Raw genomic sequence first — 25,450 nt, forward strand, 5'->3', positions numbered from 1 at the left:
CCCACGATGAAGGGGACGGATGCCTCGAGCCGAGGCATCCGTCCCCCTCACATCGCGCTGCCGATGTACGAGTACTTGACGAAGACCTCGGCGGCGAGGCCTGCTTCTTCGAGGACGCCCTGCACCGCGCTCAGCATGTAGCTGGAGTCCCATCCCATGTAGAGCGAGTGCTCGTCGTCGAGGCGATCCCACTGGCCGTTCCACGACTGCGCGGTGTAGACAGGTCCGCCGCGTCGCGCGCTGTACGCGACGACGGCGTCGCGGGAGTCCGCCCACAGCCGCTTGAAGACGCGGTTGAAGAGGTACTTGACGTCGGGCACCTCCCAGTGCTCGCCGCAGTACTCCACGTACGACCACTCGCGGTGCCATCCCGGCGGCCACCCTCGCCGGCGGACGGCGTCGAGGATGGGGGTCAGCCCGTCGTCGTCGATCGCGGGACCGCCGGGGCGTCTCCACACCTCGACGAAGCGCTTCGTGAGCTGCATCGATCGCTGCGCGATCGCCGCCGTCCCCCACGCGGGCAGCTCCGCCAGCGCCGCCGTCGTCCCGATGGTGCTCCGGGCGTACAGCGCCTGCTTCTGGGGGAACGAGCGGTCCCAGGCGCGCAGCGCGAGATCCTCCTCGAGGACCGTGAGGTTGCCGAGCGTGTTCGCGAGTGCGCGATGACTGTTCTGCTCGTCGTCGCTGTACGACGCCCACTCGCGCACGCCGTCGCCCGACCAGGCATCACCGGGTGCGAGCGGGAAGATGTGCTCGACGTCGAGCCCGCCGGCACCGTCGACCCCGGCGAGGCGACCGAGCACATACCGGGCGTGGGGGAGCTCTGAGTACTTCAGCGCGACCGCGACGCGCTCGTCCGACGGAGTGATGCGCGAGATCGCCGATACCAGCGCCTCACGGCCCTGCTCACGCGCCCGGCAGAGGCGCGCCACGAGGCGGTCGACTCCGGTGCCGACGACCGCACGTCGCACCAGGAGCGACTGCACCATCTCGAGCGTCTCGATCAGCTCGTCACGCGCGATGGAACCGAGTTCGAAGTCTCTGTACGCCCGCATGACGAGCGGGTACATGCCGGTGCCGAAGGTGCTGAGGTGGGAGAGCTGGCGCGTGATCTCGGCATCCGGGGCCTCGCTCGGATGCAGCAGCACCCGGTAGACGCGGGACAGCTCGCGCCATTCGGCGGCGTGACGCAGCAGGTCGGCGAACTCCAGGCGGGGGAACTCGTGACGGAAGGCCTCGTACACGCCGCGCCCTCCGACGACCGTCACCTCGCGCCCCGTTCTCATGACGAGGTACTGCCGCCAGAACTCGGCGATCGAGTCGCCGGTGTTCTGCTCGATCGGCTGCCAGTACTCTCCTTCGATCTCGCGCTGCTCGGCGTGGTTCAGGCCCATCAGCACGTAGTTGTGGATGAGCTCGTGGTCGCGCAGCGGCTCGCCGGTCGAGTTGAGGCTCTCGAAGATCTGCTGCGCGTTCGCGCCGATGCCGAGGGTGATCGCCACATGCTCGAGCTTCTGCAGACCGCGCCAGATGTGGGGCGCCTCGTCGAGGCTGATCTGACTGCGGAAGAAGGCGTAGTTGTCGTCGAATCGCGAGTCGCGCTGCTCACCGTGGGGGAGCGGGAGGTCGAGCACGACGCGCTCGAAGATCGACGCCCACGCGCGATGCGGGCGGAGTTTCGTGCGCGTCGCGTCGTGGGAGTGGACGAGGACGCGCTGCAACTGATCGGCGAGTTCCGGTTCCGCTTCGCGGACGGTGTGGTGCAGCGCCGCGACGAGCAGCATGAGGGTCGTCGTCCGCTGCTGGCCGTCGATCAGCACGAGCTCGGCATCCTCGCCCTCCCCGCTGGCCGACGAGAGGATCGAGCCGATGAAGTGCATGTGGCGATCATCGAGGTCGGCCACCGCGCGGATGTCGGAGAGCAGCTGCTCGCATCCGCCGATGTCCCACCGGTACTGCCGCTGGTAGACGGGGACGACGATCGTCCAATCCGCGGCCGAGAGCCATCCGATGGTGTTGACCGCTGTGGCGTCGACATTCGTGGCAGTGACCATGGCCCGTCCATTCTAAAGGGGGCGCATCACGACGAACCGGCGGCCCGGACGCCCGCCGGTTATTCACGGCGCGGTCCTGAGGAGCCTCCAGGGGCCCGAGGTAGGCTTGCCTAAGTTGAGCCTGTTAAAACGTGCTGGCTCACTGACCGAAAGGCATGATTCGTCATGGGTTACATCAAGTCTGCCGCTCTCGATGAGACCGGCTTCGTGGTCCTCGATCCGTACGACCGGGAGCTCGATCCGAAGGAATGGCTCTCCATCGAATACGTCGACTGGAAGTCGTCGGGTGACACCCGCTTCGCGCCGCTCGCCTCCGCCAAGGGCGAGATCGAGTGCAACGGGTTCTGGAACCACACGCCGCCGCGCACCGACAAGGACGGCGTCTGGATCCCGTCGCAGGTCGAGAAGGCGCCGGACATGACGCGTCGCGCGCAGGAGCCGGGCGCCAACGTGGGGCGCTGCCGCGTCATCGAACTGCAGCCCAACACGTACGCCGACGCGCTGTACAACCTGCACCAGGACGACAACAACCGGCTCAACCCCGACGGCACCGGCTGGGTCGTCCGCGGTTTCTTCAACCTCACCGATGACAAGAACAGCTACTTCGTGCTGCGCGAGAACCGCACCGACCCCAGCATCGAGTACCGCGTCGCCCTTCCGGCCGGCGCCCAGCTGATCGTCGACACGCAGCGCCTGTGGCACGCGGTCCACCACACCGGCGACGAGGCGCGCTACTGCCTCATCACGTCGTGGGAGTCCGGCCCCGAGCTCGACGCCTACATCGAGAAGTACCACGGCAAGCCGACCACCGACTACGTCGAGGTCGCGCAGGACGTGCTCGACGCCGGCCAGGCCGAGCAGGCGCGCCGCGACGCCGCCCGCGCCGCGTACTACGCGGCCAAGGGCAAGGCCGAGGTCCAGGCGATGAGCGAGGCCTGAGCCTCCTCGTTCCGACCCGAGAGGGCGGGGAAATCACAGGCTTGTGATTTCCCCGCCCTCTCGGCGATAATGGCGACAGCACAACCGAACAGCACGTCATGACACCGTCACAGGTCGTAGGGGAAGACGCACCTGACGAACGGAGAGATCATGGCGACACAAAAAGCGCGTGGGGTGATCTTCATCCACTCCGCGCCACGGGCGTTGTGCCCGCACCTCGAGTGGGCGGTCGGCCGAGCACTGGGCCGAGCGGTCAGCTTCGACTGGGTCGATCAGCCCGTCCTCACGGGCAGCCGCCGCGCCGAGTTCTACTGGGAGGGCGCCGCCGGCACCGGTTCGGCTCTGGCGACGGCCATCCGCGGCTGGGAGCACCTGCGCTTCGAAGTCACGGAGGACCCGACGCCCCGCAGCGACGGCGGCCGCTGGCTGCACACGCCGGGCCTCGGCATCCACTACGCCCAGACCGATACCGCCGGCAACGTCGTCATCGGCGAGGACCGCATCCGCTACGCGATGGAGATCGCCGGCAGCGACGCCTTCGAGCTGCGGCGAGAACTGGATGTCGCGCTCGGCGCCGCATGGGACGAAGAGCTCGAGCCGTTCCGGCACGCGAGCGACGACGCGCCCGTCGTCTGGTTGCACAAGGTCGGCTGAGACTCTCTCAGACGCAGGCGGTGCGAGGCGCCACTACCGAGGCTCGGAGGCCGTGAATCCCGGGCAGCGGGACCGCGAACCACCGCCTGACACGACAGACGCCCCCGGTCGGCTTCACCGGGGGCGTCTTCGCGTGACGGAGGTCGACCCGCGCCGACCCGCTGCGCGGGCCGGCGCGGTCGATCCGGCAGTGTCAGATCGAGGCGAACGCGGCGACCGCGTTGTGCCCGCCGAAGCCGAACGAGTTGCTGATCGCGAGGTGCGGCCCGTCTCCGAGCGGCGTGGGAGTGCCCGAGATGCGGAACGGGACCTCGGGGTCCTGCGTCGTCAGATTGATGGTCGGCGGAGCGACGCGGTCCTGCAGGGCCAGCACCGTGAAGATCGCCTCGAGCGCGCCCGTGCCGCCCAGGAGGTGACCGGTCGACGCCTTGGTGGCCGACACCGGGATCTCGTCGATCCGGTCGCCGAACACCGACCGCAGCGCCGTGTACTCGTTCGGGTCGCCGACGGGCGTCGAGGTGGCGTGCGCGTTGATGTGCGTGACATCGTCGGCAGAGGCATCCGCCATCTCGAGCGCCAGGCGCACCGCGCGCGATGCGCCGAGCCCCTCGGGATCGTTGGCGGTGATGTGGTACGAGTCCGCGGTGACGCCGCCGCCGGCCGCGACCGCGTAGATCTTGGCGCCGCGCGCACGCGCGTGCTCCTCGGTCTCGAGGATGAGGACCGCCGCGCCCTCGCCCATGACGAAGCCGTCACGGTCGACGCTGCAAGGCCGCGAGGCGGTCGCCGGATCGTCGTTGCGACGGGAGAGCGCCTGCATCGAGGAGAACGCGGCGATGGTCACGGGGTGGATGACGGACTCGGTGCCGCCGGCGATCACGACGTCGGCGTAGCCGGCGCGGATGTGCTCGATGGCGTTGACGATCGACTCGGTGCTCGACGCGCAGGCGCTGGCGACCGTGCGCGCGTAGGCGCGGGCGTTGAAGTGAAGGGAGAGGTTTCCGGCCGCCGCGTTGGGCATGAGCATGGGGACGGTCATCGGCAGAACGCGGCGAGGGCCCTTCTCGCGCAGGGTGTCCCACCCGTCGAGTAGGGTGTGCAGTCCGCCGATGCCGGTGGCGAAGTCGACGCCGAGTCTCTCCGGCTCGATCTCCGGGCTGCCGGCATCCACCCACGCCTCCATGGCGGCGACGAGCGCGAACTGGGAGGAAGGGTCGAGCCGCTTGGCGATGGGACGCTCGAGCACCGTGTCGGGACGCACCTTCGCCTCCGCGGCGAAGGTGACCGGCAGCTGGTACTTCTCGACCCAGTCGTGCTCGAGGGTGCGGGCGCCGGAGACGCCCTCCAGGAGCGCGGACCAGCTCTCGGGTGCCGTGCCGCCGAGCGGCGACGATGCGCCGATGCCGGTGACGACGATGCGGGAGTTGCTCATGTCGTTCTAGATCCTCATGGATGCGCCGGTGGGGGCCGCAGCCCCCACCGGAGGGTTTACGCCTGGTTCGACGTGATGAAGGTGACGGCGTCGCCGACGGTCTTGAGGTTCTTGACCTCGTCGTCGGGGATGGTGACGCCGAACTTCTCCTCAGCGTTGACGACGATCGTCATCATCGAGATCGAGTCGATGTCGAGGTCGTCGGTGAACGACTTCTCGAGGGCGACCTCGTCGGCCGAGATCCCGGTCTCGTCGGTGATGAGCTCCGCGAGTCCGGCGAGGACCTCGTCGTTGGTGAATGCCATGGGGTTCTCCTGTTTTCTAGGGGTTGCGGGGGCCCGAACGGGCCGTCTCAGTCTAGGGTCGTGCTCCGCCGGGTCAGGGGAGCACGACCACCTGCGCGCCGAACACGAGCCCGGCACCGAAGCCGATCTGGAGCGCCAGGCCGCCGCTCAGCTCGGGGTGCTCCTCCAGCAGGCGGTGGGTCGCGAGCGGGATGGAGGCCGCCGACGTGTTGCCGGTGGTCTCGATGTCGCGGCCGATCAGCACCGTGTCGGGAAGCTTCAGCTGCTTGGCGAACTCGTCGATGATGCGCATGTTGGCCTGGTGCGGCACGAACGCGGCGAGGTCGGCCGCCTCGACCCCTGCGGCTTCGAGAGCCTGTCGGGCGACCTTCACCATCTCCCACACCGCCCAGCGGAAGACTGTCGGGCCTTCCTGGCGCAGGGTCGGCCAGGGCGCGGTGCCGTCGCGGAACTCGGTCAGCGTGTAGTTCATGCCCACCGCGTCGGCCTTCGAGCCGTCGGAGCCCCAGACCGTCGGGCCGATGCCGGGGGAGTCGCTCGGGCCGATCACCGCCGCGCCCGCGCCGTCGCCGAGCAGGAACGAGATGCTCCGGTCGGTCGGGTCGACGACGTCGCTGAGCTTCTCCGTGCCGATGACGACCGCGTAGTGCGCGGCGCCCGCGCGGATGAGGGCGTCCGCCTGGGCGACGCCGTATGCGAACCCCGCACATGCGGCGTTCAGGTCGTACGCGGCCGCGGGGTTGGCGCCGACACGGTCCGCCACGATGGCCGACACCGACGGGGTCTGCTTCGGGTTGCTGATGGTGGCGACGATGACCGCGTCGACCTGCGACGGGTCGACGCCGGAGCGCTCGATCGCCTCGCGGGCGGCATCCGTCGCCAGGTCGATCGCATCGGTCTCGGGCACCGCGCGCGTGCGCGTGATGATGCCGGTGCGCTGGCGGATCCACTCGTCGCTCGAGTCGATCGGACCGATGAGGTCGTCGTTCGGCACGGCGATCTCGCCACGGGCGGCGCCGTACGCGTAGATGCGCGTGTGGGCGGCACCGGTGGGCTGGACGAGGATGCGGGTCATGCGGATACTCCGGTCATGCGTCGACGGCCACCAGGGCGGTGGCGGCCTCCAGGTCATCGGGCGTCTTGACGGCGACGGCCGGCACTCCGCGCAGCGCGCGCTTGGCCAGCCCGACGAGCGTCCCCGCCGGAGACAGCTCCACGATGCCCGACACGCCGGCGTCGGCGAAAGACGCCATGCAGAGGTCCCAGCGCACCGGCGAGGCGACCTGATCGACCAGAAGGTCGACGAACTCGCGGCCCGAGGCGACGGGCGCGCCGTTGCGGTTGGTCCAGAGCAGGACGTCGGGATCGGATGCCGCGACCTCGGCCGCTGCGGCGCGCAGCGCCTCGACGGCCGGCGCCATGTAGCGGGTGTGGAAGGCTCCCGCGACCTGCAGCGGGATGACGCGGGTACCGGCGACCGGCTCCGCCGCCAGCGCCTGGAGCGCATCGAGAGCACCGGCGACGACGAGCTGGCCGCCGCCGTTGTAGTTGGCGGGCGCGAGGTCGAGCTCGTCGAGGCGCGACAGGATGGCGGCCTCGTCGCCGCCGATCACCGCGCTCATGCCGGTCTCGGCGGCAGCGGCGGCTTCAGCCATGGCGCGACCCCGGATGCCGACGAGCGTCAATGCGGCCTGCTCGCTGAGGACGCCGGCCGCCGCGGCTGCGGCGAACTCTCCGACGGAGTGACCGGCGACGCCGGCGATGCGCTCACGGTCGGGCAGCGCGTTCCACGACAGCAGGCTCGCGGCGACGATGAGCGGCTGCGCCACCTGCGTGTCGCGGATGCGATCGGCATCCCACTCGGTGCCGGCGGCGACGAGGTCCACGCCAGACCACTCGGAATACTGGGCGAGCCGATCGGCTGCGCCGTCCGCGTCGAGCCAGGGTGCCAGGAAGCCGGGGGACTGGGAGCCCTGCCCGGGGAAGACCGCGATTCTCACCGTTCCATCCTGTCAAGGATCGTGGAGGGGGTTCTGGCGACACTGTCACAAGAATCGCGGTTGCCTTTGTGCGGGGTCCACACGTCGGGTCGCCCTCGACGTCAGCCGGCGCCGCGTCGCGCCGCCGGAGGGCGGCGGCGGGCGGCATCCGTGCCGATGGAACCGAGGATCAGCGCGGTCTGCAGGATCAGCGCCTCACGGGGGCCGGTCGCGTCCCAGCCGATGACCTCCGACACGCGCTTGAGGCGATAGCGGACGGTGTTCGGATGCACGAAGAGCTCACGGGCGGTCGCCTCGAGCGAGCGGCCGTTGTCGAGGTAGGCCCAGAGCGTAGCGACCAGGTCGGCGCTGTGCGCCTGGAGCGGCCGGTAGATGCGATCGACGAGGGTGAGCTTGGCGAGGGGGTCTCCGGCCAGGGCGCGCTCCGGCAGCAGGTCGTCCGCCTCGACGGGGCGGGGCGCGTGACGCCACGCCCTCGCGACCGCGAAGCCCGCCAGCGCCGCCCGGGCGCTCTGGCTCGCGTCCACGAGCGCCGGCACCGTCGGACCGAGCACGAGGTACCCGGCTCCGAACCCGGGCTCCAGGCGTCGGGCGATCTCGGCGAACGGCAGGTCTGCCACGGCGTCTTCGGCCATGGCGGCCGGCTCGGCGCGCCCCACCACGAGCACCAGGCGGGAGCCCTGCACACCGATCAGCACGTCCACGCCGAGCTTGCGCGCCGTGCGGCGCAGCTGGTCGACGTCGAATTGCGGGGGCGTCGTGCCGACGAGCACCGCGACCTCGCCGTGGCCGTGCCAGCCCAGTGCTGCGATGCGGCTCGGCAGCTCCTCGTCGGCCTCGCCGGTCAGGATCGAGTCGACCACGAGGGCCTCGAGCCGCGCATCCCACAGCCCGCGGGCCTCCGCCGCACGTGCATACACATCCGCCGCGGCGAAGGCGACCTCCCGCGAGTACAAGAGGATCGCCTCCCGCAGATGCTCGCCCTTGCCTGCGACCCGCTCCTCGGTCACCTCGACCGTCACGCGGATCAGCTGCAGCGTCTGCGTCAGGCTCACGCTCCGCAGGAGCTCCCGGGGAGCGGCCGCAAAGATGTCGGCCGCGATCCAGGGCGTGGAGGCGGGGTCGTCGTACCACTGGATGAACGACGTGATGCCCGCCTGTGCCACCAGCCCGACGGCGGAGCGTCGGGCCGGCGGCATCTCGGCGTACCAGGGCAGCGTGTCGTCGAGGCGCTTGATCGTGACGGTGGCGAGGTCACCCGAGATGCGTCGCAGCCAGGCGAGCGTCTCGACCTTGTCCATCACCTCGGCGGGTTTGCCCATCGTCGTCAGGTCAGCTCTCGCCGCCCGCGTTCCCACTCGTTCCCGCGGTCACGTCGTGCAGGCGGTACTTCTCGATCGCCTGCGCGGCGAGGCTGCGGTCGACCGCGCCCTCTTCGGCCAGCGCCTGCAGCGTGCGGACGACGACCGACGGTCCGTCGATCTTGAAGAAGCGACGGGCGGCGGCGCGCGTGTCGGAGAATCCGAAGCCGTCGGCCCCGAGGGTCGCGAACCGGTTCGGCACCCAGGGACGGATCTGGTCCTGGACCGCGTGCATGAAGTCGCTGACCGCGACGACGGGGCCGGCGGCATCCCGCAGCTTGTCGGTGAGGTACGCGGTGTGCGGCTCCTCCTCGGGGTGCAGGAAGTTGTGCTCGTCGACGGCCAGGCCGTCGCGGCGCAGCTCGCTCCACGAGGTGACCGACCAGACGTCGGCCTGCACGCCCCAGTCCTCGCGCAGCAGCTGCTGCGCTTCGAGCGCCCACGGCACGCCGACGCCCGACGCCAGGAGCTGGGCCTTCGGGCCGTCGCCCTCGGCGGTCGAGACGCGGTGGATGCCGCGCACGATGCCGTCGACATCCACGCCCTCCGGCTCCGCGGGCTGGACCAGCGGCTCGTTGTACACCGTGAGGTAGTACATGACGTTCGGGTCGGGGTGGTTGCCGCCGTACATGCGCTCGATGCCCGAGCGGACGATGTGCGCGATCTCGTAGCCGTAGGCCGGGTCGTACGACAGGGTGGCCGGGTTGGTCGACGCCAGCAGGTGCGAGTGGCCGTCGGCGTGCTGCAGGCCCTCACCGGTCAGCGTCGTGCGTCCTGCCGTCGCGCCGATGATGAATCCGCGCGCCATCTGGTCGCCCGCGGCCCACTGCGCGTCGCCGGTGCGCTGGAATCCGAACATCGAGTAGAAGACGTACACCGGGATGAGCGGCTCGCCGTGCGTGGCGTACGACGTGCCCGCGGCGGTGAACGCTGCCACCGCGCCGGCCTCGTTGATGCCGACGTGGATGATCTGACCCTGCGGGCTCTCCTTGTACGCGAGCAGGAGCTCGCGGTCGACGGAGGTGTAGTTCTGGCCGTGGGGGTTGTAGATCTTCGCGGTCGGGAAGTACGCGTCCATGCCGAACGTGCGCGCCTCGTCGGGGATGATCGGCACGATGCGGTGGCCGAAGTCCTTCGATCGCAGCAGATCCTTGAGGAGCCGCACGAACGCCATCGTGGTGGCGATCTCCTGCGTCCCCGAGCCCTTCTTCGGCAGCGCGTACGCCTCGTCGCCCGGCAGCTGCAGGCCGACGTGGTGCGTGCGGCGCTCCGGCAGGAAGCCACCCAGCGCCCGGCGGCGCTCGAGCATGTACTGGATCGTCTCGTCGTTCCCGCCGGGGTTGTAGTACGGCGGCAGGTACGGGTTCTCTTCCAGCTGCGCGTCCGAGACCGGGATCCGCATCGAGTCGCGGAAGTACTTGAGGTCCTGCAGCGTCATCTTCTTCATCTGGTGGGTCGCGTTGCGGCCCTCGAAGTGATGCCCGAGCCCGTAGCCCTTGATCGTCTTCGCGAGGATGACGGTCGGCTGGCCCTTGTGCTCGGTCGCCGCCTTGTAGGCGCCGTAGACCTTGCGGTAGTCCAGGCCGCCGCGGCGGAGCTTGCCCCAGATGTCGTCGTCCGACCAGTCCTTCACCAGGGCGGCGGTGCGCTCGTCCCGGCCGAAGAAGTGCTCGCGGATGAAGGCGCCGTCCTCGGCGCGATAGGTCTGGAAGTCGCCGTCGGGCGTCGTGTTCATGAGGTGCACGAGCGCGCCGTCGGTGTCCTTCGCGAGCAGCTCGTCCCAGCCGCTGCCCCAGACCACCTTGATGACGTTCCAGCCGGCGCCGCGGAAGAAGCTCTCGAGCTCCTGGATGATCTTGCCGTTGCCGCGGACAGGCCCGTCGAGGCGCTGCAGGTTGCAGTTGACGACGAACGTCAGGTTGTCCAGGCCCTCGTTCGCGGCCACCTGAAGCTGACCGCGGCTCTCGACCTCGTCCATCTCGCCGTCGCCGAGGAAGGCCCACACCCGCGAGTTCGAGAGATCCTTGATCCCGCGGTTGGTGAGGTACTTGTTCGACATCGCCTGGTAGATGGCGTTGATCGGGCCGAGGCCCATCGAGACCGTCGGGAACTGCCAGTACTCCGGCATGAGACGCGGGTGCGGATACGAAGGCAGCGCGTTCGGCGCCTTCGACTTCTCCTGACGGAAGCCGTCGAGCTGGTCCGAGGTGAGACGCCCCTCCAGGAACGAGCGGGCGTAGATGCCGGGGGAGGCGTGGCCCTGGATGAAGATCTGGTCGCCGCCGGTCGGGTCGTCGAGGCCGCGGAAGAAGTGATTGAAGCCCACCTCGTACAGCGAGGCCGACGACGCGTACGTCGAGATGTGGCCGCCGACGCCGATGCCGGGCCGCTGTGCGCGGTGGACCGTGACCGCCGCGTTCCAGCGGATCCACCGGCGGTAGCGGCGCTCGAGCTCCTCGTCGCCGGGGAACTCGGGCTCGTTCTCGGGGGCGATCGTGTTGATGTAGTCCGTGGTGGGAACCTGCGGGACGTTCAGCTGCAGTTCGTGCGAGGTCTGCAGCAGGCTCAGCATGATCTCGCGGCCACGACCGTGGCCCTTCGCCTGCACGAGCTGCTGGAGGGACTCCTGCCACTCGGAGGTCTCATCGGGATCGCTGTCGAGGGGTTCCTGCGAGTACGGATCCTGATCGTTGACAGTCACAGAAGACCTTTCGTCGTCTGGCAGATCATGCCAGGGAATCGCTACCGGAGCGCCGCGGGCTTTGTCAGCCCTGCACAACGCACCATCTGCCAGCCTAGCGAGTTCGGGACGAACCGGACGCACCTCGTAGACTGACCGCGAGGGCCTTTAGCTCAGCTGGTAGAGCGCCACGTTTACACCGTGGATGTCGTCGGTTCGATCCCGGCAGGGCCCACCGCCATCCTCACGCCCGGTCCGGCCGGAGATCGTCGTCGCTGTCGTCACGCTGCGCCGGTCCTCGAATGCTGGCGGTCACCGATCGCGGCGTCGATGCCCGCGGTAGGTTGGACACGTGAAAGCCAGCCCCGCAGACCAGCGCCGCCTCGTCGAGGTCGCCCAGCTCGACGCCCGGATCCGCCAGGCGGAGAACGCCCGCAAGAACCCCCCGCAGGCCGGCCGCGTCCACGAGTTGCTCGGCCGTCGTCAGCAGCTCTCGCAGGAGCTCACGACGCGCCTGGGCGCCCGCGACGATCTGCGTACGGAGCTGTCCCGCATCGAGTCGGATGTCGCCGTCGTCGACGCCCGCGCCGCGCGTGACGCGCAGCGACTCGCGGCATCCACCAACTCCAAGGAAGCGCAGGGTTTCGAGAGCGAGCTCGCCGCGCTCGCGCGGCGCAAGAACGATCTGGAGGACGCGGAGCTCGCGGTCATGGAGCGACTCGAGTCGGCGGATGCGGCGGTCGCCGAGCAGGAGGCGCTGATCGCGACGACCAACGCCGAGGGAGCCGAGCTCAGCGCCGAGGGCAAGCGCGCCGTCGCCGAGGCGACCGCCGCATTCGAGGCCGCCACCCGCGACCGCGCCGCGGTCGCCGGCGCGCTCCCCGCCGACCTCGTAGCGCTGTACGACCGCGTCGCCGTGCGCAGCTCCGGCGCGGCGTTCCTGCGCCGTCGCACGTGCGAAGGCTGCAACATGGTGCTCGCCGGCACCGACCTGCAGGTGCTGCGCCAGGCCCCCGACGACGAGGTCGTCACGTGCCCGGAGTGCGGCTGCCTGCTGGTCCGCGACGACGAATCCGGACTGTGAGCGCAGCCGGACTGTGCCGGCGTGGACGCAGCTGAAGCTCCGGCCTGGATCCTCCTCGGGCGGACCGGAAGCTCGGTCCACGCCATCCTGCTTGATGCGTCCGCGGCCGAACTGGGCCGCGAGGAGGTCGAGCCGGCACGACTGACGTCGTGGATCGCCGACGGCGAGGCGCGCTGGGCGCCACGCTGGGTCTGGCACGACACCCCGCAGTGGTACGGCGCCGTTCTCGCCGACGGCATCCGCATCGCCCGCTGCCACGACCTGCGGCTCTGCCACGCGATCCTCCGGGATTCGGCGCTGGTCGGCGACTCGGCCGCGCTGCGGCGGGCGGTGCAATGGGATGCCGCCCCCTACGTCGATGCCGAGGACGCGGCGCCTGCGCTGTTCGAGCTCGACCAGGCGCACCGCCCCGCGGGCCCGCCCGCGGACGCCGACGCCGCCCTGGACGAGTTCCTCCGGCAGCGTGCCGCCGTCGCAGACAGCCACGAGGCGGGCAGGCTGCGGCTGCTCATCGCGGCGGAGTCCGCCGGCGCACTGGTCGCGTCGGAGATAAGGGCCGCCGGCCTCCCATGGGACGCCGAGGCGCACGACCGCATCCTCGTCGAGACGCTGGGGGAGCGCCCACCGGGAGGCGGCCAGCCGGCGAAGCTCGCCGACGCCGCCGAGCGGGTGCGCGCCGCGCTGGGCGATCCGACGGCGAGCCTCGACTCGCAGCCGAAGCTGCTGCGGGCGCTGCATCGCGCCGGCGTGCTCGTCGAATCCACGAGCCGCTGGGAGCTCGCCGAGCAGCGGCATCCCGTCATCGAGCCGCTGCTCGAGTACAAGAAACTGTCGCGGCTGCTGTCCGCCAACGGGTGGACGTGGCTCTCCGAGTGGGTCGCGGACGGCAGGTTCCGACCCGTCTTCGTCCCGGGCGGCGTCGTCACCGGCCGCTGGGCATCATCGGGCGGCGGCGCCCTCCAGCTCCCTCGTCAGCTGCGCGAGGCGGTGCGCGCCGATCCCGGCTGGCGTCTCGTCGTCGCCGATGTCGCCCAGCTCGAACCCCGAGTCCTGGCCGCCATGTCGAGCGATACCGCCCTCGCCGCGGCAGCGCGGGGCCGCGATCTCTATGCGGGCATCGTCGAGAGCGGGGCCGTCGCCACCCGCCAGGAGGCCAAGATCGCGATCCTCGGCGCGATGTACGGCGCGACCACGGGGGAGTCCGGCCGTCTGGTCCCGCGCCTGCGCCGCACGTACCCGCGCGCCATGGGCCTGGTGGATGACGCCGCGCGCGTCGGCGAGGACGGCGGCGCCGTCTCCACGTGGCTCGGACGCACCTCGCCCGCTCCCTCCCTCGAGTGGTCGGCTGCGCAGTCGCGCGCCACCGAGGCGGAGGCATCCGGTGCGGAAGAGACCCGCGCGCGGCGGTGGGCCCGCGATCGTGGCCGGTTCACCCGCAACTTCGTCGTGCAGGGGACCGCCGCGGAGTGGGCGCTCGCCTGGCTCGCCGATCTCCGCGGACGCCTCGCCGCGCTTGCCCCGGTGGCGCCCGAGCACGCTGCGCCCCGCTCGGGCCCGGCGTTCGCGCGGCAGCCGCACCTCGCGTTCTTCCTCCACGACGAGGTGATCGTGCATACTCCCGAGGAGCACGCGGATGCCGCAGCCCAGGCCGTGACCGATGCCGCGGCATCCGCTGGGCACCTGCTCTTCGGCACCTTTCCGCTCGACTTCCGGCTCGACGTGCACATCGCCGAGACCGCGCTCAAGGACTGACGCGCAGCTGCGCCCCGGGCGGCGGCGATAGACTCGCGGGGCGAATGGGTCGGCTGGACGGTCGCGTCGCGGGCGGTTCGCCGCCGCGCGCCGAGGAACGTCCGGGCTCCGCAGGGCAGGGCGGTGGGTAACACCCACCCGGAGCGATCCGCGAGACAGTGCCACAGAGAGCAGACCGCCGGGACCTCGGTCCCGGTAAGGGTGAAAGGGTGGTGTAAGAGACCACCGGGGTCGTGGTGACACGACCCGCACGGCAAACCTCGCCCGGAGCAAGGCCAGACAGGGGATGATGACGCGGCCCGCCGAGTCCCCGGGTAGGCCGCTGGAGCGGCACGGCAACGTGTCGCCGAGAGAGATGACCGTCCACGGGGCTCACGCCCCCGGACAGAACCCGGCGTACAGGCCGACCCATTCGCCCTCTCCGCCGGCCCCGTCCCGGGGCGGCGCGAGGGCGCGACCTCAGACGACCGGTCGGCCCGCGAGCGCGGCCGCGCCGATGATGCCCGCGTTGTTGCGGTGCACCGCCGGGACGATGGGCGTCTTGAGGTCGAGCAGGTGCAGGAACTTGTCGGCGTGCTTCGAGACGCCGCCGCCGACGACGAAGAGGTCGGGGCTGAACAGGAACTCGATGTGGCCGTAGTACCACTGCAGCCGCTTGGCCCACTGCTCCCAGGTGAGCTCGTGGCGCTCCATGGCCGAGTAGGCCGCATAGGCCTCGGCATCCTTCCCGTGGCGGGCACGCTGGACGTGGCCGAGCTCGGAATTCGGGACGAGGACGCCGTTGTACAGCAGCGCGGAGCCGATCCCGGTGCCGAGCGTCGTGAGGATGGTGAGCCCCGCCCGGTCCTTCGCAGCCCCGTAGCGCACCTCCGCGACGCCCGCGACATCCGCATCGTTGGCGAAGTGGATGTCGCGACCCAGGCCGTCCTCGAAGAACTTCTCGGCCTCGAAGTCGATCCACTGGTCCGAGACGTTGGCGGCCGACAGCGTGCGGCCGTTCTTGACGATCGCGGGGAAGGCGACGCCCAGCGGGACGGAGTGGTCGTCGGCGACGCCGAGCGTCGAGAGCACTTCGGTGACCGCGGCGAGCACGTCCGGCGGGTGGGCCCCCTCGGGGGTCGCGACCTTGACGCGGTCGCTGATCAGCTCGCCCCGCTCGAGGTCCACGATGCCCGCCTTGATGCCGGTGCCGCCGATGTCCACGCCGACGGCGCGTGCCGCGTCAGATGCCATGCCGACAGCCTAGCCACGCCGACGGGACCCCTGCGGAGCGGCCCGGCGTCAGTAGGATCGTGCTGGCGGCGAGCAGGCCCGCGATCCGAGGAGGGCGAGATGGCCAACGACAGCGAGAAGTACTGGTACAACCTCAAGACCGGAGAGGTCGAGAAGGGCTTCGAGTCGCCCGCGCCCGATCGCGCCGGCCCGTTCGACACTCCGGAGGAGGCCGCCAAGGCGCCCGAGGTCATCCGCGAACGCTCCCGCGCGTGGGCGGCCGAAGAGGCCCGCGAGGACTCCTGGGGCACCGACACGGTGTCCGGAGAGTCCGGCGACGACCAGTAGTCTGGCTTCGACCGCGGTCAGACAGACATGTCGGGCGGATCGGGCACCGGAGAGGACGCGATGGACAAGCAGCGTGACTTCGTTCTGAGGACCATCGAAGAACGAGGCGTGAAGTTCGTACGGCTGTGGTTCACAGACGTGATCGGCACGTTGAAGTCCGTGGCCATCGCACCGGCCGAGGTCGAGGGAGCCTTCAGCGAGGGACTCGGGTTCGACGGCTCCGCGATCGAGGGGCTGACCCGGTCCTACGAGTCCGATCTGCTGGCGCACCCCGACCCGACCACGTTCCAGACGCTGCCCTGGCGGGGCGAGATCGACCCGACCGCGCGGATGTTCTGCGACATCACCACGCCCGACGGGCAGCCCGCCGTCGCCGATCCGCGTCACGTCCTCAAGCGGACGCTGGCGAAGGCGGCGGACGCCGGCTTCACGTTCTACACGCACCCCGAGATCGAGTTCTACCTGCTGAAGTCCTCGTCCTTCGGGACGGAGGGCCCGGAGCCCGTCGACTCCGCGGGGTACTTCGACAACGTGCCCGGCGGGACGGCCCACGATTTCCGCCGGCGCTCGGTGCGCATGCTCGAAGACCTCGGCATCTCGGTCGAGTTCAGCCACCACGAGGGCGGCCCGGGCCAGAACGAGATCGACCTCCGCTACGCGGACGCGCTCACCACGGCCGACAACATCATGACGTTCCGCACCGTGATCAAAGAGGTCGCGATCGAGCAGGGCGTGTACGCGACGTTCATGCCGAAGCCCATGACCGGCAAGCCGGGCAGCGGCATGCACACGCACATGTCGCTGTTCGAGGGCGACGTCAATGCCTTCTACGAGGAGGGCGCCCAGTACCAGCTCTCCAAGGTCGGCCGCCAGTTCATCGCGGGTCTGCTGCGTCACGCCAACGAGATCTCGGCGGTGACGAACCAGTTCGTCAACTCGTACAAGCGCCTCTGGGGCGGCGACGAGGCGCCGAGCTTCATCTGCTGGGGCCACAACAACCGCTCGGCCCTGGTGCGGGTTCCGCTCTACAAGCCCAACAAGGGGCAGTCGTCGCGCGTCGAGTACCGCGCGCTCGACTCGGCGGCGAACCCGTACCTCTCCTTCGCGCTCATGCTCGCCGCCGGGCTCAAGGGCATCGAAGAGGAGTACGAGCTGCCCGCCGAGGCCGAGGACAACGTCTGGTCGCTGACGGATGCCGAGCGCCGGGCGCTCGGTTACGCGCCGCTTCCGGCGAGCCTCGACCACGCGCTGGAGTACATGGAGGAGTCCGAGCTGGTCGCCGAGACGCTCGGCGAGCAGGTGTTCAACTACGTGCTCCTCAACAAGCGCCGCGAGTGGCAGGAGTACCGTTCGCAGGTCACGGCATTCGAGCTCAAGAGCAACCTCGAGATGCTCTGAGACCGGCTGACGCATGTCCGCGAGCGAGCGACCGGGTTCTCTGACCCCGCTCGCTCGCCTGGGCTTCAGCCGTCTCACCGATGCCGAGGCGCTCCTGTCCGAGCTCTCCGAGCTCGTGGATGCGCCCCGCGACGAACTGCTGGACGGCGCCGGCAGCGCGGCGGACCCCGACGAGGCGCTGCAGTCTTTGGCGCGCCTGGCACGACGGGATGCGTCGCCGGTGCAGCGCGCGCGCTCGCGACACGGCGCGTGGCGCGCCCTCTGGGCGCTGCTGGGCGCGTCGACCGGCTTCGGGGAGTTCTTCTTCCGTCATCCGTCGGAGGTCGATCAGCTGGACGGCGCGGGGGAGCGACTGCCCACCGCGGCCGAGCTCCGCGCCGAGCTCCTCGACTCTGTCGGCGCCGTCGACGGATTCGCGGCAGATGGGGGCGAGAGCGCCTGGGTCGCGCTGCGGGTGCGCTACCGCCGCATGCTCGCCCGGATCGCGGCGTACGACCTGCTGAGCCCGTCGCCGGTCGACGAGATCGCGTCGGTGTCGGCAAGGCTCGCGGATGCCGCGGGCGCCGCGCTCGAGGCGTCCCTGGCGGTCGCCCGCACCCGTGTGTCGGGTGGCGCGGTCGGCGCTGGCCTCTTCCCGCGCGATCAGGTCGCGCGCACCGAGCTCGCCATCATCGGGATGGGCAAGACCGGTGCGCGAGAGCTGAACTACGTCAGCGACGTCGACGTGATCTTCGTGGCGGGTGGGCAGGGCGACGCCCTCGAGCAGTTCGGCGAGAGCCGCATCGTCGACATCGCGACCCGCCTCGCGGTCCAGACGATGCGCGGCATCTCGGGCGTCGAGATCGAGCCGCCGCTGTGGGAAGTCGACGCCAACCTGCGGCCGGAGGGCAAGCAGGGCGCGCTCGTGCGCACGCTCGACTCGCACCTGGCGTACTACGACCGGTGGGCGAAGAGCTGGGAGTTCCAGGCGCTGCTCAAGGCGCGTCCGATCGCCGGCGACGACGAGCTCGGCAGGGCCTACACCGCGGCTGTCCAGCCCAAGATCTGGACCAGCGCCGCCCGGGAGAACTTCGTCGACAGCGTGCAGCGCATGCGCGAGCGCGTCACCGAGCACATCCCCGCGGCCGACGTGCCGTACCAGCTCAAGCTGGGGCCCGGCGGCATCCGCGACATCGAGTTCACGGTGCAGCTCCTGCAGCTCGTTCACGGGCTGTCCGACGACAGGATCCGCCAGCGCGGCACGCTCGAGGCCCTCGACGCGCTCGTGACCGAGGGCTACATCGGCCGTGCCGAGGCATCCGCGTTCTCACGGGACTACCAGGTGCTGCGGCTGCTCGAGCACCGCGTGCAGCTGCGCCAGCTGCGCCGCACGCACCTCATGCCCTCGCGGCCTGAAGAGCGTCGTGTGCTCGCCCGTGCGACCGGGCTCGCCGACACCGGCGAGGGCATCTGGCAGCTGTGGGAGTCGGTCAAGCGCGAGGTGCGCGACATCCACGTCCGCCTCTTCTACCGCCCGCTGCTGTCGGCGGTGGCCGCCCTGCCCGCGGACGAACGCGTGCTGTCGACGGCGCAGGCGCACGACCGCCTCGCGGCGATCGGGTTCTCCGATCCCGCCGGGGCGCTCCGCCACATCGCCGCCCTGACCAGCGGGCTCAGCCGCAAGGCGACCATCCAGCGCCACCTCATGCCCGTCATGATCCGGTGGTTCGCCGACGGGGTCGACCCCGACTACGGCCTGCTGGCGTTCCGCCGACTGAGCGAGCGTCTGGGCGACACGCACTGGTTCCTGCGCATGCTGCGCGACTCCTCGGGGGCCGCCGAGAGTCTCTCCCGCGTGCTGTCGGGTTCGCGGTACGTCGGAGAGCTCATCGAGTGGATCCCCGAGTCGGCCGCGTGGCTGGACGACCCGGAGCTCCTTCGTCCGCGCTCTGGACGGGCCCTGCAGCAGGAGGCGCGGGCCATCCAGACGCGGCACGACACGATCACCGAAGCCATGCGCGCCGTACGCGCACTGCGGCGGCGCGAACAGCTGCGGATCGCCATGGGTGCCATCCTCGGCAGCGTCACGATCGAGGAGGTCGCGGCGGCCCTCACCACGATCACCGACGTGACGATCCAGGCGACGTTGCGAGCCGTGCGCCGCGAGATCGTCCCGCCCGAAGACGCCGCGCTGGATTTCTCGGTCATCGCGATGGGACGCTTCGGCGGCGCCGAGCTCGGCTTCGGCTCCGACGCCGACGTGATGTACGTCTACCGCCCGAACGGCGTCGACCCGCAGCGCGCGAGCGAGCTGGCCCTGAAACTCGTCGCCGCGCTGCGCACCTACTCGGAAGACCACCGCGTGCCGCTCGAGCTCGACGCGGATCTCCGCCCCGAGGGCCGCAACGGCCCCCTGGCGCGCTCGCTCGACGCGTACGCCGAGTACTACCGCCGATGGGCGCTGTCGTGGGAGGCGCAGGCCCTCCTGCGCGCCCGGGGCGTGGCAGGCAGCGTGAAGCTCATCGACGACTTCATGAAGCTCGCCGACCAGGTCCGCTACCCGGAACGGGTCGACGTGACGGCGACGCGCGAGATCAAGCGGATCAAGGCACGCGTCGAGAGCGAGCGACTGCCGCAGGGCGTCGATCCGTCGCGGCACCTCAAGCTGGGTCCGGGGTCGCTGAGCGACGTCGAGTGGCTCGTGCAGCTGCTCCAGCTGCAGCACGCGCACGCCGTGCCCGAAATGCGGACGACGTCGACCCTGGGGGCGCTCCGCGCCGCGGAGCGCGCCGGCCTCATCCCCACTGCCGCCGCCGACCGGCTCGCAGCCGCCTGGCGCCTCGCCAGCCGGCTGCGATCGGCCAACACGCTCCTCTCGGGTCAGACCAGCGACGTGCTGCCCGTCGACCGCAGCAAGCTCGACGGCATCGGCCGGCTCCTCGAGTACCCGCCGCGCTCGGCCACGCAGGTCGAGGAGGACTATCTCGGTACCACGCGCCGTGCCCGCCGCGTCTTCGAGAAGCTCTTCTACGGCTGAGACCGCGCGTGCCTGCCCGGGCGTCCTCCCACCGCGCAGGGCTCCCTCAGGGCAGACTCGGACGACGAGGGAACCCCTGGCGATCCTGAAGCGCCCGGTCCCAGATCCACAGGCGGGAGACATGCCATGCTCACCGAGATCGCTGACGGGGTGTTCGTCCACACGAGCGACTTCATCAAGAGCAACTCCGTCGTCGTCCAAGGCGGCGACGGCGTGCTGGTCGTCGACCCCGGCATCACGAGCGACGAGCTGGCGGACCTCGCCGACGACATCCGCGCGATGGGTCAGCGCGTCGTGGCGGGCTTCGCGACGCATCCCGACTGGGACCACGTGCTGTGGCATCCCGCGCTCGGCGAGGCACCGCGTCTCGGCACGGCCCGCTGCGCGGCAGCGATGCAGGAACTGCTCGCGCAGGCGGACTGGAAGAGTCAGCTGGCCGGTGCGCTGCCGCCGGAATATGAGGCCGACATCCCGATGGAGCTGTTCGGCCTCATCACCGGAATGCCCTCCGACGCCGTTGAGGTCCCCTGGGACGGTCCCCGGGTGCGGGTCATCGAGCATCGGGCCCACGCCGTGGGCCACGCGGCGCTGCTGGTCGAGGGCGCCGGTGTGCTCGTCGCCGGTGACATGCTGTCCGACATCCTGATGCCCTTCCTCGATCTCGACGCAGCCGATCCGCTCGGCGACTACCTGGCGGCACTAGGACTGTTCGAGGGCATCGCCGACGACGTGCGTGCTGTCGTCCCCGGCCACGGCTCCATCGGAAGGGCGGGGGACGTACGACGGCGAATCGAGCAGGACCGGACGTACGCCGAGGCTCTGCGCGACGGCCGTGTGCCGGACGATGAGCGGGTAGGCGCATCGGCACCGCTCGAGTGGCTGCCAGAGGTGCACGAGTGGCAGGTGGAGCGCCTTGCTGAGAAGAGAAGCCGCTTCGACGGTTCATAAGGGCAGCTGATCGGCCGGATGGCCGAGCCGACCGAGCCCTCGCGCAGAAACCAGAACTCCTCCGAACTCCCTGAGCGGGAGTCCGGAGGAGTCATGGTGCTCAGGGGTGTCAGACCCCGAAGTACAGCTCGTACTCGAACGGGTGCGGACGCGCGTTGAGCGGCTGGATCTCGTTCTCGATCTTGTACTCGATCCACGTCTCGATCAGCTCGGGCGTGAAGACGCCGCCCTTCAGCAGGAACTCGTGGTCGGCGCGGAGCGCGTCCAGCGAGTCGAGCAGCGAGTTCGGCACCTGCGGGATGTTCTTCGCCTCCTCGGGGGGAAGCTCGTACAGGTCCTTGTCGACCGGCTCGTGCGGCTCGATGCGGTTCTGGATGCCGTCGAGGCCGGCCATCAGCTGGGCGGCGAAGGCGAGGTACGGGTTGCCCGAGGCGTCCGGCGCGCGGAACTCGATGCGCTTGGCCTTCGGGTTGGAGCCCGTGATCGGGATGCGGATCGCGGCCGAGCGGTTTCCGGCCGAGTAGACCAGGTTGACCGGGGCCTCGTAGCCCTTGACGAGGCGCTTGTACGAGTTCAGCGTCGGGTTGGTGAACGCGAGCAGCGCCGGCGCGTGCGCCAGGATGCCGCCGATGTACCAGCGGGCCAGGTCGGAGAGCTGCGCGTAGCCCTTCTCGTCGTAGAAGAGGGGCTTGCCCTCGAGCCACAGCGACTGGTGCGTGTGCATGCCGGAGCCGTTGTCGCCGAAGAGCGGCTTGGGCATGAAGGTCGCGACCTTGCCCCACTCGTTGGCGACGTTCTTGACGATGTACTTGAACTTCAGGATGTCGTCGGCCGCGTGCACCATGGTGTCGAAGCGGTAGTTGATCTCCTGCTGACCGCCGGTGCCCACCTCGTGGTGGGCGCGCTCGAGGATCAGACCCGACTCGATGAGGCGGAGGCTGATGTCATCGCGCAGGTCCGCCGTCTTGTCGACCGGCGAGACGGGGAAGTAGCCGCCCTTGTACGGGGTCTTGTTGGCCAGGTTGCCGCCCTCTTCGGCGCGGCCCGAGTTCCAGGCGCCCTCTTCGGAGTCGACGGAGTAGAAGCTCGAGTTCTGCTTCACCTCGTAGCGGACGTCGTCGAAGATGTAGAACTCCGCCTCGGGAGCGAAGAACGCGGTGTCGGCGATGCCGGTCGACGCGAGGTACTTCTCCGCCTTCTTGGCGACCTGACGCGGGTCCTTCGCGTAGATCTCTCCGTTGCGGGGGTTGTAGATGTCGAACACCATGACGAGGGTCTTCGCCTCGCGGAACGGGTCGAGGTAGGCCGTCGACACGTCCGGGATCAGCTGCATGTCCGATTCGTGGATGTTCGCGAATCCCCGGATGGAGGAGCCGTCGAACAGCTGGCCGACCGTGAAGAACTCTTCGTCAACGGTGGAGGCCGGGATGTTGAAGTGCTGCTGCACGCCAGGAAGGTCCGTGAAACGGATGTCGAGGAACTTGACGTCCTCGTCCTTGATGAACTTCAGCACCTCGGATGAATCTTTGAACATGAAGACTCCAGAGGTAGGGCATTCGGATCCGCCCGTGCGGGCCGGGCTTGCTGGCAAGCTACCCGCAGGGGATTGCCCGGCAGTATCACTTGTGTTTCCGGGATGTTACGACGACCTGTATACGCTGGGGAAGTGACGCAGAGCACCCAGGACTACCCCGGCGAACGACTCGGACTGCCCCGAGAGGGCACCGGATCGATCGGCCGGCTCGGCCGCCGTGTGGGCGCACTCTTCGTCGACTACGGCGCCGCGTATCTCATCTCGGGATTCTTCGGATGGGACCCGCTCGCGATCCTGGCGATCTTCGCCGCGATCCAGATCGTCTTCCTGCCGACGCTGCAGGGAAGCCCCGGTCACCGCATCTTCGGCCTGCGGCTCGTGCGCGTCGACGGCGCGTGGGTCGGCCTCTGGCGACCCGTGATCCGCACGGCCCTGCTCGTACTCGCGATCCCGGCCGTCATCTGGGATGCCGACCAGCGCGGTCTGCACGACAAGGCCGCCGGAACGGTGCTCATCCGCTCATGACGATCGGCCCGGCGCGTGCCGGGCCGATCTCTGTCTGACTGCTGCGATCACCGCGGTCGCGGAGCGCGCACCTTCGTGGGGTCGATGCCCTTCGGGATGGGCAGTGACGTCAGGGACTGCGAGACCGACTCGACACGCTTGATGACCGCGGCCATCGTGGCGCGATCGATCTTCGTGGGAAGCGCCTTGATCGTCGACGAGAGCTTCGCGATCGGCACCTCGCCCTCGCCGTGGCCGATGTACAGCACCGTCACGGGGACACCCGATGCGACGCGCTGCACCTTGGAGCGCTCGTCGTTGACGAGCCGCGTGAGGCGGCCGCGGGCGCCCTCACCCACGATCACGACGCCGCCGCGACCGATCGCGCGGTAGACCGCCTCCTGCGTCTTGGGGTTGATGCCCACCGGCATCTCGCTGGCCTGCCACTTGCGCCCGAGCGACGTCGACATGACGTGCCCGGTGGCTCCCGGCATCCCGTCGATCTTCTTGTACATCGCGCGAGTGGACAGCCGCGTCATCGTCATCATCGATGCCAGGACGCCGAGCATGAGGCCGGTGACGCCCCACAGGATGATGCTCCACACGGCGACCGGCGGGATCGCGAACCCGATGCCCACACCCGCTGCGATGCCGAGGAGGAGGATGCCGGCCAGCAGGTACGGCAGCCAGCGGAACTCCTTCTGGGTGAAGGTGTAGAGGGTGCGGATCTGGGAGAAGAATCCAGGGCCCTTCTCGGGGGCGGAACTGCGCGCGGCCATACCTTTCAGCCTACCTTTTCGCGGCGTCCTCCTCGGCTCCTCCACAGTCCCGCGCTCCGTGCGTCCGTCCACAGAACCGCTCACCACGACCGCTGTGTGCTCGCCGTGCCGCGCAGACTGTCGCCATGACCACCGTCGAAGGACTGCTCGGGGCGCCGTATCGTGCGATTCGCACGGTCCGTGCCCGCGAGGACGGACCGTGGCCGGGTCTTCTGGTGCACACGGCTGGCGGCGACGCGTGCGTCATGGTCGATGCCGAAACCCTCGGTCCGGAGTGGATCGGATGGGATGCGGCACCCGACGGCCACGTGCTCGCTCCGCTCGACATCCGCCGGCGACCCGACGGTCACGACGTGGCGCTGCCGGTCTGCGTCGAGCGTCTCGAGGAGTTCGTGGGGCGACGTGCGGCGCGGATGCCGCTCAGCACGGGTGAAGCGGTGACGCTCGGAGTGAGCATGCTGCGGGGGTGCGCGCAGATCGCCGGGTCACCGCAGACGACGGGGGACTGGTGGCTCGACGGCGCGGGCCGCCCGGTGCTGGCGACGGATTCCTCGCCCCGCCCGGCGCGGGAAGCCGCCGCGGCGGCGCTCGAGCGCGTGAGCGTCGAGGCGAGTGCTCAGCGGACATGGAGAACGGCTGTGAACGCGGTGACCGCTGAGCGCATCTCGGTCCGCGAACTGGAGGCCGCCGAAGAGGCCCTGTTCGCGATCGCCACGCCGGAGCCGCTCAGCACGGTGAGCCTCAGCCCGCGCAGTGCGGTGGAGGGTGGCGTGCGCCGGCAGGAGCCCGCTCACGCGGGCGTCGCACTCCAGGACGAGCCGGCTCCGCCCTCGATGTGGCAGAGCCTTGTCGCGGGCGTCGACAACGACTTCGCCGACACCGTCTCGCGGGCGACGACGGCGGCGTGGCGCCGGCTGCGCCGTTCGGAACGGGTCGGGAAGCCTGCCTCCCGGAGAGCTCCCTGGCTCGTCGGCGGCGCCGTCGCCGCAGCGGTGCTCGCCGGCGGTGCACTCTGGCCGACGGCCGGCGGTGTCGCCACCGAGAATCCCACCGACGTCGTGACGCCGACGCCGAGCGGCACGGAGCGCGCGAGCGATGACACGCCGACGAGTCCGGGCGACGCGCCGACGGATGCCGGCTCACCCGCCGATCTCGCTCAGGTCGCAGGTGCCCTGCTCGACGCGCGTCTCGCGTGCGGGAACGCCTCCGACTGCCTGGCGTCGGTGGTCGTCGATGCGGTGTCGCTGCCGGGAGGAACCGTCGACCTTCCTGCCACCGAACGAACTCTCACGCTCCTGGACGACTTCGGCGACATCGCGGTGCTTCGCGTGGACGCCGCAGACGGCACCCGCCCCTCGCAGATGATCGTGATCCTGCGCCGAGACGAGAAATGGCTGCTGCGCGACGTGTCGGACGTCGCGCAGCAGCCTGAGCGGTGAGGGGGTCTGGG

At 70.1% G+C, this 25,450-nt stretch carries 20 protein-coding genes, 1 tRNA gene and 1 other RNA gene; 12 read left to right on the forward strand and 10 right to left on the reverse strand.

Translation table 11 applies throughout. The features are described from left to right. Positions 1–47: 47 nt before the first annotated feature. Entirely contained in the window at positions 48–2,054 is a 2,007-nt protein-coding gene (locus MRBLMI12_RS15990; RefSeq protein WP_363357337.1) for a DUF262 domain-containing protein, read from the reverse strand. A 165-nt stretch (positions 2,055–2,219) separates the two neighbouring features. Here MRBLMI12_RS15990 and MRBLMI12_RS15995 point away from each other — a divergent pair, with 165 nt between their 5' ends. Both MRBLMI12_RS15995 and MRBLMI12_RS16000 read left to right on the forward strand, forming a co-directional pair. Continuing rightward, positions 2,220–2,993, forward strand: coding sequence for a hypothetical protein (locus tag MRBLMI12_RS15995; protein WP_331911596.1), 774 nt, complete (start codon positions 2,220–2,222; stop codon positions 2,991–2,993). 150 nt (positions 2,994–3,143) lie between these two features. Beyond that, positions 3,144–3,647: a DUF3145 domain-containing protein gene (locus MRBLMI12_RS16000; protein WP_363357338.1), complete on the forward strand. Its 504-nt coding sequence runs from the start codon at positions 3,144–3,146 to the stop codon at positions 3,645–3,647. A gap of 193 nt (positions 3,648–3,840) precedes the next feature. Here MRBLMI12_RS16000 and MRBLMI12_RS16005 read toward each other — a convergent pair whose 3' ends face one another. The 6 genes from MRBLMI12_RS16005 to aceE all read right to left on the reverse strand — a co-directional run bounded on the left by MRBLMI12_RS16005 (position 3,841) and on the right by aceE (position 11,446). Next, positions 3,841–5,079 (reverse strand): beta-ketoacyl-[acyl-carrier-protein] synthase family protein, encoded by a 1,239-nt coding sequence (locus MRBLMI12_RS16005; RefSeq protein ID WP_363357339.1) that lies wholly within the window; start codon positions 5,077–5,079, stop codon positions 3,841–3,843. Positions 5,080–5,135: 56 nt separating this feature from the next. Continuing rightward, positions 5,136–5,384: an acyl carrier protein gene (locus tag MRBLMI12_RS16010; RefSeq protein WP_013586517.1), complete on the reverse strand. Its 249-nt coding sequence runs from the start codon at positions 5,382–5,384 to the stop codon at positions 5,136–5,138. 73 nt (positions 5,385–5,457) lie between these two features. Beyond that, positions 5,458–6,459, reverse strand: a complete 1,002-nt coding sequence (locus MRBLMI12_RS16015; protein ID WP_363357340.1) for a beta-ketoacyl-ACP synthase III — start codon at positions 6,457–6,459, stop codon at positions 5,458–5,460. A gap of 13 nt (positions 6,460–6,472) precedes the next feature. After that, on the reverse strand, positions 6,473–7,384 hold the full coding sequence (locus MRBLMI12_RS16020; protein ID WP_363357341.1) for an ACP S-malonyltransferase: 912 nt from the start codon (positions 7,382–7,384) through the stop codon (positions 6,473–6,475). A gap of 101 nt (positions 7,385–7,485) precedes the next feature. After that, the gene (locus MRBLMI12_RS16025) at positions 7,486–8,706 is read right to left on the reverse strand and encodes a PucR family transcriptional regulator (protein WP_404909925.1); all 1,221 of its coding nucleotides are present in this window, start codon (positions 8,704–8,706) and stop codon (positions 7,486–7,488) included. A gap of 10 nt (positions 8,707–8,716) precedes the next feature. Beyond that, on the reverse strand, positions 8,717–11,446 hold the full coding sequence (aceE, locus tag MRBLMI12_RS16030; protein ID WP_363357342.1) for a pyruvate dehydrogenase (acetyl-transferring), homodimeric type: 2,730 nt from the start codon (positions 11,444–11,446) through the stop codon (positions 8,717–8,719). Positions 11,447–11,587: 141 nt separating this feature from the next. Between aceE and MRBLMI12_RS16035 the strand changes: the two genes are divergently transcribed. From MRBLMI12_RS16035 to rnpB, 4 genes are all read left to right on the forward strand, one after another. Beyond that, positions 11,588–11,660 (forward strand) — tRNA-Val (locus MRBLMI12_RS16035). 117 nt (positions 11,661–11,777) lie between these two features. Then, positions 11,778–12,509, forward strand: coding sequence for a zinc ribbon domain-containing protein (locus tag MRBLMI12_RS16040; RefSeq protein WP_349427483.1), 732 nt, complete (start codon positions 11,778–11,780; stop codon positions 12,507–12,509). A gap of 21 nt (positions 12,510–12,530) precedes the next feature. Next, positions 12,531–14,261, forward strand: a complete 1,731-nt coding sequence (locus MRBLMI12_RS16045) for a bifunctional 3'-5' exonuclease/DNA polymerase (protein ID WP_363357343.1) — start codon at positions 12,531–12,533, stop codon at positions 14,259–14,261. Between the two features lie 45 nt (positions 14,262–14,306). Beyond that, positions 14,307–14,676, forward strand: an RNA gene (gene rnpB / locus MRBLMI12_RS16050) — RNase P RNA component class A. A 44-nt stretch (positions 14,677–14,720) separates the two neighbouring features. On the opposite strand, the gene ppgK is transcribed toward rnpB, so the two are convergent. Continuing rightward, positions 14,721–15,494 (reverse strand): polyphosphate--glucose phosphotransferase, encoded by a 774-nt coding sequence (ppgK, locus tag MRBLMI12_RS16055; protein WP_363357344.1) that lies wholly within the window; start codon positions 15,492–15,494, stop codon positions 14,721–14,723. Positions 15,495–15,593: 99 nt separating this feature from the next. Here ppgK and MRBLMI12_RS16060 point away from each other — a divergent pair, with 99 nt between their 5' ends. The 4 genes from MRBLMI12_RS16060 to MRBLMI12_RS16075 all read left to right on the forward strand — a co-directional run bounded on the left by MRBLMI12_RS16060 (position 15,594) and on the right by MRBLMI12_RS16075 (position 21,183). Beyond that, positions 15,594–15,821, forward strand: coding sequence for an SPOR domain-containing protein (locus MRBLMI12_RS16060; protein ID WP_349427486.1), 228 nt, complete (start codon positions 15,594–15,596; stop codon positions 15,819–15,821). Positions 15,822–15,881: 60 nt separating this feature from the next. Continuing rightward, positions 15,882–17,219 (forward strand): type I glutamate--ammonia ligase, encoded by a 1,338-nt coding sequence (gene glnA / locus MRBLMI12_RS16065; protein WP_349427487.1) that lies wholly within the window; start codon positions 15,882–15,884, stop codon positions 17,217–17,219. A 13-nt stretch (positions 17,220–17,232) separates the two neighbouring features. After that, on the forward strand, positions 17,233–20,235 hold the full coding sequence (locus MRBLMI12_RS16070; protein ID WP_363357345.1) for a bifunctional [glutamine synthetase] adenylyltransferase/[glutamine synthetase]-adenylyl-L-tyrosine phosphorylase: 3,003 nt from the start codon (positions 17,233–17,235) through the stop codon (positions 20,233–20,235). Positions 20,236–20,361: 126 nt separating this feature from the next. Further along, a complete protein-coding gene (locus tag MRBLMI12_RS16075) occupies positions 20,362–21,183 on the forward strand; it encodes an MBL fold metallo-hydrolase (RefSeq protein ID WP_363357346.1) in 822 nt (273 codons plus the stop codon). Positions 21,184–21,292: 109 nt separating this feature from the next. Here the strand turns inward: MRBLMI12_RS16075 and glnA (MRBLMI12_RS16080) are convergent, their stop codons facing one another. Next, positions 21,293–22,717 carry a type I glutamate--ammonia ligase gene (gene glnA / locus MRBLMI12_RS16080; protein WP_349427490.1) on the reverse strand — a complete coding sequence of 475 codons (1,425 nt, stop codon included), beginning with the start codon at positions 22,715–22,717 and terminating at the stop codon, positions 21,293–21,295. Between the two features lie 132 nt (positions 22,718–22,849). Between glnA (MRBLMI12_RS16080) and MRBLMI12_RS16085 the strand changes: the two genes are divergently transcribed. Continuing rightward, positions 22,850–23,242: an RDD family protein gene (locus MRBLMI12_RS16085; RefSeq protein ID WP_308867207.1), complete on the forward strand. Its 393-nt coding sequence runs from the start codon at positions 22,850–22,852 to the stop codon at positions 23,240–23,242. A 47-nt stretch (positions 23,243–23,289) separates the two neighbouring features. On the opposite strand, the gene MRBLMI12_RS16090 is transcribed toward MRBLMI12_RS16085, so the two are convergent. Beyond that, entirely contained in the window at positions 23,290–24,000 is a 711-nt protein-coding gene (locus tag MRBLMI12_RS16090) for a DUF4191 domain-containing protein (RefSeq protein WP_363357347.1), read from the reverse strand. 125 nt (positions 24,001–24,125) lie between these two features. On the opposite strand from MRBLMI12_RS16090, the gene MRBLMI12_RS16095 reads away from it, so the two are divergent. Continuing rightward, on the forward strand, positions 24,126–25,439 hold the full coding sequence (locus MRBLMI12_RS16095; protein ID WP_363357348.1) for a hypothetical protein: 1,314 nt from the start codon (positions 24,126–24,128) through the stop codon (positions 25,437–25,439). Positions 25,440–25,450 lie beyond the last annotated feature (11 nt).

The sequence above is a fragment of the Microbacterium sp. LMI12-1-1.1 genome (assembly GCF_040676455.1).
Taxonomy (GTDB): domain Bacteria; phylum Actinomycetota; class Actinomycetes; order Actinomycetales; family Microbacteriaceae; genus Microbacterium.

Excerpts from the sequence above, each read along its gene's own strand:
- MRBLMI12_RS16005 (WP_363357339.1), bottom strand. The coding sequence starts at position 5,079 with ATGAGCAACTCCCGCATCGTCGTCACCGGCATCGGCGCATCGTCGCCG.
- glnA (WP_349427487.1), top strand. The coding sequence starts at position 15,882 with ATGGACAAGCAGCGTGACTTCGTTCTGAGGACCATCGAAGAACGAGGC.
- MRBLMI12_RS15995 (WP_331911596.1), top strand. The coding sequence starts at position 2,220 with ATGGGTTACATCAAGTCTGCCGCTCTCGATGAGACCGGCTTCGTGGTC.
- ppgK (WP_363357344.1), bottom strand. The coding sequence starts at position 15,494 with ATGGCATCTGACGCGGCACGCGCCGTCGGCGTGGACATCGGCGGCACC.
- MRBLMI12_RS16070 (WP_363357345.1), top strand. The coding sequence starts at position 17,233 with ATGTCCGCGAGCGAGCGACCGGGTTCTCTGACCCCGCTCGCTCGCCTG.
- MRBLMI12_RS16015 (WP_363357340.1), bottom strand. The coding sequence starts at position 6,459 with ATGACCCGCATCCTCGTCCAGCCCACCGGTGCCGCCCACACGCGCATC.
- glnA (WP_349427490.1), bottom strand. The coding sequence starts at position 22,717 with ATGTTCAAAGATTCATCCGAGGTGCTGAAGTTCATCAAGGACGAGGAC.
- MRBLMI12_RS15990 (WP_363357337.1), bottom strand. The coding sequence starts at position 2,054 with ATGGTCACTGCCACGAATGTCGACGCCACAGCGGTCAACACCATCGGA.
- MRBLMI12_RS16060 (WP_349427486.1), top strand. The coding sequence starts at position 15,594 with ATGGCCAACGACAGCGAGAAGTACTGGTACAACCTCAAGACCGGAGAG.
- MRBLMI12_RS16075 (WP_363357346.1), top strand. The coding sequence starts at position 20,362 with ATGCTCACCGAGATCGCTGACGGGGTGTTCGTCCACACGAGCGACTTC.
- MRBLMI12_RS16025 (WP_404909925.1), bottom strand. The coding sequence starts at position 8,706 with ATGGGCAAACCCGCCGAGGTGATGGACAAGGTCGAGACGCTCGCCTGG.
- MRBLMI12_RS16000 (WP_363357338.1), top strand. The coding sequence starts at position 3,144 with ATGGCGACACAAAAAGCGCGTGGGGTGATCTTCATCCACTCCGCGCCA.
- MRBLMI12_RS16010 (WP_013586517.1), bottom strand. The coding sequence starts at position 5,384 with ATGGCATTCACCAACGACGAGGTCCTCGCCGGACTCGCGGAGCTCATC.
- MRBLMI12_RS16095 (WP_363357348.1), top strand. The coding sequence starts at position 24,126 with ATGACCACCGTCGAAGGACTGCTCGGGGCGCCGTATCGTGCGATTCGC.
- MRBLMI12_RS16090 (WP_363357347.1), bottom strand. The coding sequence starts at position 24,000 with ATGGCCGCGCGCAGTTCCGCCCCCGAGAAGGGCCCTGGATTCTTCTCC.